Source organism: Nocardiopsis sp. FR4, assembly GCF_009830945.1.
Lineage (GTDB): Bacteria > Actinomycetota > Actinomycetes > Streptosporangiales > Streptosporangiaceae > Nocardiopsis.
In genome coordinates, this window is record NZ_VWVV01000036.1 from 58,598 (window position 1) to 69,963 (window position 11,366).

8 protein-coding genes are annotated in these 11,366 nt (G+C 73.3%); 3 read left to right on the top strand and 5 right to left on the bottom strand.

Annotated features, from left to right (window positions below; translation table 11 throughout):
• Positions 1-120: 120 nt before the first annotated feature.
• Positions 121-1,701, bottom strand: a complete 1,581-nt coding sequence (locus FYW95_RS24780) for an MFS transporter (protein WP_160050899.1) — start codon at positions 1,699-1,701, stop codon at positions 121-123.
• 133 nt (positions 1,702-1,834) lie between these two features.
• Between FYW95_RS24780 and FYW95_RS24785 the strand changes: the two genes are divergently transcribed.
• Positions 1,835-5,059, top strand: a complete 3,225-nt coding sequence (locus tag FYW95_RS24785) for an ATP-binding protein (protein WP_160050900.1) — start codon at positions 1,835-1,837, stop codon at positions 5,057-5,059.
• A 37-nt stretch (positions 5,060-5,096) separates the two neighbouring features.
• Here the strand turns inward: FYW95_RS24785 and mug are convergent, their stop codons facing one another.
• Both mug and FYW95_RS24795 read right to left on the bottom strand, forming a co-directional pair.
• A complete protein-coding gene (gene mug / locus FYW95_RS24790; protein WP_159942949.1) occupies positions 5,097-5,639 on the bottom strand; it encodes a G/U mismatch-specific DNA glycosylase in 543 nt (180 codons plus the stop codon).
• Between the two features lie 181 nt (positions 5,640-5,820).
• Positions 5,821-6,180 (bottom strand): winged helix-turn-helix transcriptional regulator, encoded by a 360-nt coding sequence (locus tag FYW95_RS24795; protein ID WP_160050901.1) that lies wholly within the window; start codon positions 6,178-6,180, stop codon positions 5,821-5,823.
• A 109-nt stretch (positions 6,181-6,289) separates the two neighbouring features.
• Between FYW95_RS24795 and FYW95_RS24800 the strand changes: the two genes are divergently transcribed.
• Positions 6,290-7,147 carry an SDR family oxidoreductase gene (locus FYW95_RS24800; RefSeq protein WP_159942917.1) on the top strand — a complete coding sequence of 286 codons (858 nt, stop codon included), beginning with the start codon at positions 6,290-6,292 and terminating at the stop codon, positions 7,145-7,147.
• A 16-nt stretch (positions 7,148-7,163) separates the two neighbouring features.
• Here the strand turns inward: FYW95_RS24800 and FYW95_RS24805 are convergent, their stop codons facing one another.
• A complete protein-coding gene (locus FYW95_RS24805) occupies positions 7,164-8,636 on the bottom strand; it encodes an AfsR/SARP family transcriptional regulator (protein WP_160050902.1) in 1,473 nt (490 codons plus the stop codon).
• A 556-nt stretch (positions 8,637-9,192) separates the two neighbouring features.
• Entirely contained in the window at positions 9,193-9,612 is a 420-nt protein-coding gene (locus tag FYW95_RS24810; RefSeq protein ID WP_159942915.1) for a spore-associated protein A, read from the bottom strand.
• Between the two features lie 1,629 nt (positions 9,613-11,241).
• Here FYW95_RS24810 and FYW95_RS28995 point away from each other — a divergent pair.
• Positions 11,242-11,366 (top strand): twin-arginine translocation signal domain-containing protein (locus FYW95_RS28995; RefSeq protein ID WP_160050903.1); only part of this gene is annotated, 125 nt, incomplete at its 3' end.

An 11,366-nucleotide genomic window follows, 5' to 3' on the forward strand; every position in this document is an offset into this window, starting at 1 on the left:
ACCGCGCCCCCCGCCGGCTGGGCTCCCGCGCGGACAGCGGGTCCGCGGTGCGGGTGCGGCCGAGGGGCTTCGACGCGCCCCCGGCGGCGGCGCGACCGCCGGGGGAGCGGGGCGCGGTCGTCAGTCCGTCCGCGGCCTCTCCTCACGCCGCTCGTCCCGCTCCTCCCCGGCCGGCTTCGCGACGTCGCGCAGGAACAGGAACGTGACGGCGGCGACCCCGAGCACGACGGCCGCACCGGTGTAGCCCACCGCGGTCAGACCCGCCATGAACGCCCGCTCCGCGGCCGCCGTCACCTGCGCCGCCAGCGCCGGCTCCATGTCCCGGGCCGTCGCCACCGCACCGGGAAGGCCGTCGCGTGCGGCTTCGGTCCGGCCCGAGGGCACCCCCGGGAGCACGGCCTCGGAGATCCGCGACCGGTAGACGGCGGTTCCCAGCGCGCCCAGGGTGGCCACGCCCAGGGCCATACCGACCTCACTGCACGTCTCGGACAGGGACGAGGCCGAGCCGCTCTTCTCCCTGGGCGCGGAGGCGATGACCAGGTCGACGACCAACACCATCAACGGACCCAGCCCGAAGGTGACCAGGACGCTGCCCACCACCGCCGGGAGCGGGCCCGAGTCCGCCCCGCTCTGGACGAACACGACCAGACCCGCGGCCGAGACCACCAGGCCCAGGGCGATCGTGGTGGCCGCACGCAGCCGCGCGGCGACCAGCGGGGCCAGCATCGCGCCGGCGATGTTGCCCAGCGCGTAGGGGACCATCCACAGACCGGCGGCCGACGGCGACAGCTCCAGCACGAGCTGGAGGTACTGGGCGAACAGCAGCACGAACGCCCCCAGCACCACCGTGCCCGCCAACAGGCCGCCCAGCCCCACCGTGAACGGCGGCAGCCGGAACAGGGCCAGGTCCACCAGGGGGTTCTCCAACCGGCGCTGGCGTCGCACGAACAGCCAGCCGAAGACCGCACCGGTGAGGAGGGGAGCGGCCACGCCCGGCCCCCACCCGTTCTCCGCGGCCTCCTTGACGGCGTAGACGACCGGCAGGACGGCCGCCAGCGACAGGGCCACGCTGACCGGGTCCAGCCGCCCGGGGGCGGGGTCGCGGAACTCCGGCAGCAGGAACGGGGCGGCGACCAGCAGCAGCGCCATCACCGGAACACCCATCAGGAAGACCGAGCCCCACCAGAACCACTGGAGCAGTACGCCGCCGACCATCGGCCCGATGGCCCCGCCCGCGGAGAAACAGCTCATCCACACCGCCACGGCCAGACCCCGCTGCCTGGGATCGTGGAACATGTTGCTGATCAGTGACAGGGTGGAGGGCATCAGCGTGGCACCCGCCACGCCCAGCAGGGCGCGGGCGGCGATGAGCATCCCGGCACTGGTGGAGTAGGCCGCGAACAGCGAGGCCGCGCCGAAGGCCGCGGCGCCGATCATCAGCAGCCGACGGCGGCCGATGCGGTCCCCGAGCGTTCCCATGGTGACGAGGAAACCGGCGATCATGAAACCGTAGACGTCCAGGATCCACAGCTGCTGCGCGCTGGTGGGCGCCAGGTCCGCCGCCAGGTGCGGCAGGGCCAGGTGCAGGACCGTGAAGTCCAGGGAGAGCAGCAGGGTCGGCAGGGCCAGGACGGCCAGGCCGAGCCATCGGCGGCCCCCCGCACTCGCGGCGGGAGCGGACTTCGCTTCGTCCGGGGACATGGGTGGTGTCCTTCCTTCCAGATCGTCGCGCCGTGGCGCGGGCGTGAGTCACCCGCCAACCTCGCGCCCCGGCGCTCCGGAAAGGCTCCGGTCGCGCCCCGGCCGGGCTTTGGCCGTGCACTACGGTTGTGCCATGCGCTTCGGGATCCTGGGGCCACTGCGGGTGTGGAGCGGAGACGGGGAACCGGTCCGCGTCCCCGAGACCAAGGTGCGCGTACTCCTGGCCGCGCTGCTCCTGGGCGAGGGACGGCCGGTCACCACCGAGGCGCTCATCGACGACCTTTGGGGCGAGCACCTGCCGGCCCATCCCGCGCGGGTCCTGCGCGCCAAGCTCTCCCAGCTGCGGGGCGTCCTCGCGGGCGCCGAGCCCGGTGCCCGCGACCGGGTGCCGCGCGCCCCCGGCGGCTACCGGCTGCGGACCGAACCCGACGAGGTGGACTTCACCCGTTTCCGCGCCCTGGTGGAACGGGCGCGCCTGGCCCCGGACCCGCGCGCGGCGGCCGCCGCCCTCAGCGAAGGGCTGTCGCTGTGGCGCGGGGACGCCCTCGCGGGACTCACCGGCACCCCGCGCCTGGCCCGCGCGGCCGCCCGGCTGGACGAGGAGCGCCTGTCGGCGGTGGAGGAGCACGCCCTGGTCCGGCTGGATCTGGGCGAACACCACCTGCGGGTGGAGGAGCTGGGTGAGCTGGTCGCCCGGCACCCGCTCCGCGAGCGCCTGTGCGCCGCCTACATGAGGGCGCTGTACGCCTCGGGCCGCCAAGCCGAGGCGCTGGGCGTCTTCGAGCGGCTGCGCCGGCGGCTCCGCGACGAACTCGGCGTCTCTCCCGGTCCCGAGGTCGCCGGACTGCACCTTCGGATACTGCGCCGGGACGGCGCCCTGGCCCCGCCGGGACAGGGCCCGCACACGGCCGCCCTGCGGCCGCGCACCAACCTTCCGGCGCCGGTGAACGACACCGTCGGCCGCGAGGCCGACGTCGAACGGGTCCGCGGCCTCCTGCGGCGTTCCCGCCTGGTCACCCTCACCGGTCCGGGCGGCGTCGGCAAGACCCGGCTGTCCCTGGAGGCGGCGGCGGGCCTGGACGACCGCCACCCCGACGGTCTGTGGTTCGTGGAACTGGGCACCCTGCCCCCGGAACGGGGAGAGGGCCCCGGCGCGGCCGACCGCGTGGCCGACGCGGTCGTGTCCGTCACCGGCGCCCGCGACCTCGTCCAGGCACTCAGCGCCACCCGCACCCTGCTGGTCCTGGACAACTGCGAACACGTCATCGAGTCGGCGGCCGCCCTGGCCCGGGACCTGCTGCGCGCGGCTCCCCGCCTGCACCTGCTGGTGACCAGCCGCGAACCCCTGGGCATCGACGGCGAGCACCTGCACGAGGTGCGCCCGCTCGCCCTCCCCGATCCCGCCGACCCGGCCGACGCGCGCTCCTCCGCCGCGGTGCGCCTGTTCGCCTCCCGCGCCTCGGCGGGCGCGCCCGACTTCGTCCTGAGCGAGGACACCGCCCCGACTGTGGCGTCGATCTGCCGCCGTCTGGACGGCCTGCCGCTGGCCCTGGAACTGGCGGCCAACCGGGTGCGCGCCCTGGGCGTGCGCCGCCTGGCCGACGGCCTGGACGACCGGTTCCGACTGCTGTCGGCGGGCGGCCGGGGCGCGCCGGGGCGCCACCGGACCCTGCGCGCCGTCATCGACTGGAGCTGGGACCTGCTCGGCGAACCCGAGAGGACCGTCCTGCGCCGCCTGTCCGTGTACGCCGACGGCTGCACACCCGAGGGGGCCGAAGCGGTGGCCGGCGGCGACGGGATCGACCCCGGCGAGGTCGTGGAGATCGTGGCCCGCCTGGTGGAGCGGTCCCTGGTCACCGCGGCCCGGGGCACCGAAGGGGTCCGCTACCGGCTGCTGGAGACCATCGCCGCCTACGCCCGGGAGCACCTGGCGGCGGCGGGGGAGGCCGACGCGCTGCGCCGCCGCCACCTGCGCCACCTGGCGTCGCTGGCCGCCGAGGCCGACCCACGGCTGCGCGGTCGCCACCAGCACCTGTGGCTGCGCCGCCTGGACGAGGAGAACGCCGACCTGCGGGCCGCCGAGGACACCGCCGTCCGGTCGGGCGAGGCCGACGCTGCCCTGGGGCTGGCCCTGGACCTGGTCTGGTACCGCTACCTGCGGGGGCGCCCCGGTGAGGCGTACCGCTCCCTGACCCGGGCGCTGGAACTGCCCGGGGGCGGGCCCGGCTTGCGCGCCGCCGCCGGAGCCTGGTGGGCGGGCATGGCCCTCATGGTCGGTGAACCCGAGGACCCGGTGGAGCTGGTGCGGGCCGCGCTGGCCGACTGCACCGACCTGGTCCCCGCGCGGGAGCTGGCCCGGGTCGAGTGGTTCCTGGGCACCGCCCTGCTGGACTTCGGTGAGCTCCGGTTGAGCGGGGAACTCGTCGACCGCTCCCTGGCCGTGTTCCGCCGCGAGGACGACCGCTGGGGTACGGCCGCCGCACTGTGCACGCACGCGTGGCTGCTCAAGGCCCGGGGCCGGATGGCCGGTTTCGAGTCCGACGCCCGGCGCTCCCTCGAACTCTTCGACGAGATCGGGGACCGCTGGGGCCGCCTTCAGGCCATGCCGGCCCTGGGCAGCCGGGCCGAGCTCGACGGCGACTACGCGGAGGCGGCCCGGCTGCACCGGGAGGGGCTCCGGCTGGCCGAGGAGCTCGGGCTGTGGTCGGAGGTCTCCTACCGGCTCTCCGAACTCGGCCGCAACGCCCTGCTGCGCGGCGAGTACCGGCGGGCCGAGGACTTCCACGAACGCGCCCGTCGCCTGGCGGTGGAGCAGGGGGACCGCTTCGGAGAACGCTTCGCCGAGTTCGGCCTGGGCATGGGCGCCCGCCGCGAGGGCCGGCTCGACCGGGCCGACCGGTACCTGTCGGGGTGGTTGGAGCGGGTCCGGGGGACGAACGCCCCGGCGGCCGAGGCCACGGTCCTGGCCGAACTCGGGTTCGTCGCCGAGCAGCGCGGCGACACCGAGGCCGCCCTGCGCCTGCACGACGAGGGGCTCACCGCCGCGCTCACCACCGGCAGCCCCCGCAAGACCGCCCTGGCACTGGAGGGCCTGGCCGGGGCATGGGCGCTGGCCGGTCTGCCGTCGCGGGCCGCCCGGTTGCTGGGCGCGGCCTCGGCGGCGCGCGCCTCGGTGCGCACCCCGCTGCCGTCGGCCGAACGCGGGGACGTCGAACGGGTGCGCGCCGCGGCGGTCACCGCGCTGGGGGAGCGGGCGTTCGCCCGGGAGGAGGAACACGGCGTTCGCGAACCGCTGGAGGAGGCGGTGCGCCGGGCCCGCCGCTGGTACACGCGTCGCCCGGCCGGGACCTTCCGTTGAGGGCGGCCCCGATCACGTCGTGCAGCGGGCCGGGCGCTCAGGCGGCTTGGGAGCGGTCCGGAAGACCGGCGGCCCGGCGCAACCGGGCGAACTCCTCGGTGAGCGGCCCCAGCTGCCAGTGCGCGTTGCGGCCGCTGGGATTGGGCAGCAGCCACACCCGGGTGTCCCCGATCTCCAGCTCCTGGGGGCCCACCACCGCACGGCGGTCGTCGAAGGCCTGCCGGTAGGCGGTCACGCCCAGAACGGCCAGCCAGCGGGGACGCCAGCGCAGCACCTTGCGCCGCAGCTCCCGGCCTCCCTCCACCATCTCCTCCCGGCTCAGCTCGTCGGCCTGGGCCGTGGTCCGGGGAACGACGTTGGTGATGCCCAGGCCCAGCGCCAGGAGTTCGTCCTCCTCGTCGGGGCGCAGTCGGCGGGGGGTGAGGCCGGATCCGTGCAGGGCGGGCCAGAAGCGCGTGCCCGGATTGGCGAAGTGGTGACCCAGGGCGCCCGAGATCAGCCCGGGGTTGATGCCGCACAGGAGCACGTGCAGATCCTCGGCCACGACGTCGGGGACCACTCTGCCCCGGGCCGCCTCCAACTCCTCCCGGCTCGGTCGGGGCCTTCTCGCCGCCCTGTCCGAACGCGCGGCCCCCGTCTCCGGTGCCGTGCCGTCCGGGCTCTTCCTCGCGGAGTCCATGGACCCCCTTCCGTGGTCGGTGGCGCCGACGGACGCGCCCTCCCCCGCTACCCGGGGGCGGGGCCGGTATCCGGGCGCGGCGTCAGGTGAGCGGAGCTGTCTCGCCCACGTGGTCCTGCGCCCACTCCACCAGCGGCAGCAGCAGGCCGGTGACCTGGCGCCCCTGTTCGGTGAGGCTGTACTCCACGTAGGGCGGTACCACCGGTCTGGCCTCGCGCAGGACCAGGCCGTCCTCCTCCAGGGTGCGCAGGGTCTGGGCGAGCATCTTCTCGCTGATGCCGCCGATGGTGCGCAGCAGCTCGCTCCAGCGCAGCGTGCCCTGGTCCAGGCAGATGAGGACGAGGACGCCCCACTTGCTGGTGATGTCGCCCAGCAGGCGGCGGGAGGGGCAGTCGGCGGAGAGCACCTGGCCGCGCAGCGGTCCGGAGTCCGGGGGGTTCATGGGACCAACTTACCAAAAGGTGGGTACCAGAACTTTGGAATGTGCCGCTGAGCGGGGAGGTTGGCACCCTCGAGCGGCCGGAACGCCCGGCCGCGTGAAAGGAGCCGTCATGAGCGTCGTCGTCACCGGAGCCACCGGGCACCTGGGCCGCCTGGTCGTGGAGGGCCTGCTCTCCCAGGGCTTCCCGGCGGAGCGGGTCACCGCCACCGGACGCAACACCGCGAAGCTGACCGACCTCGCCGACCGGGGCGTGCGTACCGCCCGCGCCGACTACGCCGACCCGACCTCGCTCAAGGAGGCCTTTCGGGGCGCCGACACCCTCCTGCTGGTCTCCGGCAGCGAGGTCGGCCAGCGGGTGGAGCAGCACCGCAACGCGATCGAGGCCGCCCGAGAGGCCGGAGTCGCGCACGTCGTCTACACCAGCGCCCCCAGGGCCACCGACACCACGCTGGTCCTGGCTCCCGAGCACAAGGCGACCGAGGAGATCCTCACCGCCTCCGGCCTGACGTACACGATCCTGCGCAACGGCTGGTACAGCGAGAACTACGCCTCCCAGCTGGAGCAGGCCCGCGAGCACGGCTCCTTCGTCGGCAGCGCGGGACAGGGGCGTGTGGCCAGCGCCGCCCGCCGCGACTTCGCCGAGGCCGCCGCGGTCGTGCTGCGCGACCCCGCCGCGCACGCCGGTGCCGTCCACGAGCTCTCCGGCGACACCGCGTGGACCTACGCCGACCTCGCCGACACCCTGGGCGAACTGCTCGGCCGCGAGGTCGTCTACCGTGACCTGGACACCGAGGAGCACGTCGCGGCCCTGACCGGCGCCGGGCTGGACGAGGGCACCGCCCGCTTCGTGGCCGCCCTGGACGCCAACACCCGCGACGGGGAGCTGTCGGCCACCACCGGTGAACTCTCGCGCCTTCTCGGGCGCCCGACCACCCCCGTCGCCGAGACCCTGCGCGCTCTGCTCTGACGGGGCCGCCGCGCGGCTAGCTCGGCGCGCCGAGCGCGAGGGCGCCCGGTGGTTCCCCGGCTTCGCCGACGGCGTGGGAGGCCGCGGCCAGCCGCAGCGCCAGCGGCAGCCGTCCGCAGCGGTCGGTGATCCGGGTGACCACCGCGCTCTCCGCGGTTCCGGCCAGGGACCGGAACAGTTCCACCGAGGACTCCCGGGAGAGCACGTCCAGCGGGAGGTGGTGTGCGCCGAACCGCGCCACCACCTCCGTCAGCGGATACCGGCTGGTGATCAGGACGACGCTGCCCCGGCCCGCGGGCAGCAGCGGGGTGAGCTGTTCGACCGAGGCGGCGTCGTCGAACAGGAAGAGCAGGCGCTGGTCGGCCGTCAACGAGCGGAAGAGCTTGGCGAGTTCACTGGTGTGCCCCGGCAGGCGCCGGGGGTCCGCGCCCAGGCTGCGCAGGAGCTGGCGCAGCGCGTCGTCGGGCCGGGTGGCCGCGCCTTCCGGGGCGGAGCCGCGCAGGTCGACGTAGAGCTGGCCGTCATGGAAGCGCTCGCGGACGGTGTGGCTCCAGTGCAGGGCCAGGGCGGTCTTGCCCGCCCCGGCGACGCCGGTGAGGAGGAACACCGCGGGGGAGCGGTCACAGGTCAGCGCGCGGTCCAGGCGGGACAGCTCCGCCGAACGGCCGACGAACCCGCCGGTTCCGCAGGGCAGCTCCGCGGGGCGGACCCGGCACAGGTCGCGCGGTCGGGAGCCGTCGTCCCGCCCGGCCGCGAGCAGGTCCAGGTGCAGCCACTGGAGCCGGGAACCCGGATCGGTGCCCAGCTCGTTGGCGAACCTCTCCCGGAGCGCCGCGTAGACCTCCAACGCCTCCCCGGTGCGTCCGCAGGCGTGCAGAGCCGACATCAGCAGGCCCGCGAAACGTTCGTCAGTGGGGTGTTCGGCGCACAGGGCCAGCAGCTCGGGGACGGCCGTGGCCCCGTGGCCGCGCTCGATCTCGACGCCGTACAGTTCCTCCAGGGCGTGCAGGCGCGTCTCCTCCAGGGCCGCGCGCGTGTGGGCGACCAGTGCCGGTTCCACCCCGCCCAGGGCCGGGCCCGTCCACAGGGACAGCGCGCTGCGCAGGGTCAGGGCCGCCTCGTCGAGGCGGTCGGCGGCGCGCTCGGAGCACGCGCGCGCCAGTAGGCGCTCGAACACGCCGTGGTCCGTGCTCTCCGCGTCCACGGCCATGCGGTAGCCGCAGGCGCTGCGCAGGGTCGTGTCCGGGCCCAGGGCCTTGCGCAGCCCGTGCACGTGGACCTGGAGCTGGGGCCGTGCGCTGCGCGGCGGACGTTCCCCCCACACCAGGTCGATGAGCCGGATGTCGGGGACGACGGTGTCGGGTTGCAGGATCAGGGCCGCCAGGACGGTGCGCCGCTTCGGTCCGCCCAGGTCGATCGGGTGTCCTTCGACGTGCGCTTCGACAGAACCGAGTAACTTGTACCGAACCCTTGGCAGATTGCTGTCCATTCCTGATCCCCCTTATGCACGGCGCATCATTCGTTGCGCAGCGTCGCGGAGCATAGGCCACTCTCCGGGGTGCCGTCCACCTGTTTGTGATCGAGTGCGGGGAAAGCCACCAGCCTCCCGAAAGCGACCTGGGGATTTGCTTTTCGGTCTGTTGGGAGGTTCTTTCTTCAGGGCGGTAAACCGTGCCTGGGGGAACGCACGGGTTGGGCGGCCCCGGACCCACGCGGTCCGGGGCCGCCCTGAAAAGGGGAGGGTCAGCCGCAGTTGGTACCGCGCTTGCCGCCCTCGACGCCGTCGTGTTGCGCTTGGCCACGACGCAGTTCTTGCCGGTGGAGCCGTTGTAGGTCAGGAAGGTCGTCCCGCGGTTGTCGGGGAACTCGATCTTGTTGACCACGCTGTAGCCCGAGCCGCACGCCCCGTTGTAGGTGGCGGCGAAGGCGGGAGCGGAGGCGGCCATCAGGCCCGCGGTGGCGATACCGGTGGCCGCGGCGAGGGTGGCGGCCTTCTTCAGGAGGTTCTTCACGGTGCTCCAGTCGTGTGTCGTCGCGGTAGGCGGTCAGCCGCAGTTGGTGCCGTTGCGGTTGACGTTGGTGCCGCTGATGGTGCCGAACCAGTCCACGCACTGACCGGCCGCGCTGCGGTAGACCGGACCGGCGTAGGTGGTGTAGTTGCCCTCGTCCTGCTGGGCCTGGCTGGGGGAGTCGCTGGTGCGCTTGAGGCCGACCGCCATCGGGAGGGCCGTGCCCGGGTTCGCGCGCACGGTGACCGCGCAGTTGTAGCCGTTGGAGCTGTTGTAGGTGAGGAAGACCGTGCCCTTGGTGCTGATGTTGGCGTGGTTGACGACGCTGTAGCCGCTGCCGCAGGCGCCGTTGTAGGTCGCCACGGGCGCCGCCGCCGAGGCCGGTGCGGCGAGAGCCAGGGAGCCGGTGGCCAGGGCGGCCGTGAGCAGGGCGGCGGTCCGGAACTTCTTGAACATGCGAACTTCCCGTCCTCGATATGAGCGACCGCTCCGTGCGGACGCCGGAGAGGACTGTGGCACGGTCCGCTTCGCGCAGACTTCGGTTCCGCTTCGGTCCGGTTGTTGCGCCCTCATGTAGTTGGCTTCGAGCCGAGGGAGTCTGCTGGAATGAGGTGTGGGTGGGGTATGAATATCTCCGGTAACCCGGGCTTAGGTCTGTGGGAGAAATGTCTGTTTCTCTGGAAGTTGGAAAACTGGTCGCTTGCCGCTGGTAAGTTCCCAGGTCAGTGACTGTGCTCCCCGCGCACGCGGGGATGGTCCGACGTAGCCCTGGCGCAGGATGGCGTCGGGCGCGTGCTCCCCGCGCACGCGGGGATGGTCCCCAGACGCCCGGTCGCTGACGGAAGGGGACACCGCGCGGGGCAAACCGGACGGGCGCGAAGCACCGGGGCGCTCCCGGGGCGGGCTGGCCACCAAGATCCACCCGCTCGCGGACTCCCACCGGCGGCCCCCGGCGCTGGCCAGGGCGGGAACGACCCCGTGTTCGAACCCCTGATGCGATCGCTGAGGCCGCCCCGCAGCAGGGATCGGCGGGCGGCAGGCCCCAGCCTTCGATCAGGAGGCCTACCGGGGCCGCAACACCGTGGAGCGGTGCGTCAACCTGTTCAAGCAGAATCGGGCGCTCGCGACCCGCTACGGCACGCGGGCCGCGATCTTCGACGGAACGGTGCTGGTGGCCTCGGTCCGGATGTGGCTCCGCGATCCCACCCGTTCAGGTAACGGTGTCTAGGCCCCACCCGGGTATCCGCTGGTCGGAGCGCCTGCGCGGGCGGTGCGTACGGCGTTGAAAGGAAAGGGACAGGTCCGGGAAAGGTCGCTCGGGCAGCATACCCCCGACACGGAACGGCTGCCGGGCGCTTCGGCGTGCCGTCCTTCCCCCACACAGACAGGGAACCGCCTTGGTACACGCCCTCAGACGCTCCGCCACGGCCCTGGCCGTCCTGCTGGCCGTGGGTGTGCGCGACCGCCTCCCCCGCCTCCGCACACGCGGGCGTCAGGAAGCGCTCGAAAACACTGTGGTCCGTGTTCTCGGCGGCCCCCGTCCGGTAGCCGCAGGGCTACGCGGGATCGTGTCCGGGCCCAGGACCGGGCTCCGTCTGGGACCGCCCGGGCCGACCGGGTGTTTCCCGACGTGTATTGCGACAGGGTCGAATAACGTGTACCGAATCCCTGAAAGGTCGCTGTCCACCCCTGGTTCTCCTCACGCGCGACGCGTTATTCGTCGCGCAGCGTCGCGGGGCACAGGGCTCGCTGGTGATCCGTCACCTGTTCGAGGGCGAATGCGAGGAAAGCTGATAAGGGTTCGGTAATGGCGTGCGAGCCTGCTTCTCGCTTCGTTCGGGAGGCTGGTCCTGCCGAGTGGTAAATCGTGACCGGAGAAAGGGGGGCCGATCAGCCCCTTGGGAACAGGCGAGTTCTCTCCCCTTCGCAGTCATATTTTAATCAAATTGACAATTTTCACTACATGTGAAACTTGTCCGACCAAGGTCGCGATCGGCCTTGTGTCTCCCGGCACCGCGTCGGCTTTCCGCGCCCCGCTCTTCCCCCGCCTCCGCGGTGCCTTCCCCCGTCTTAAGGAGAATGCTCATGCCATTCGATCCGGCTCCGAGCCGTAGGTCGTTCCTCCAACGCGCCGCGATCGTGGGTGTCGGTGCGGGCGCCGCGAGCCTCATGAGCCCGTTCGCGGCGCCCCAGGCACACGCCGCGGACCT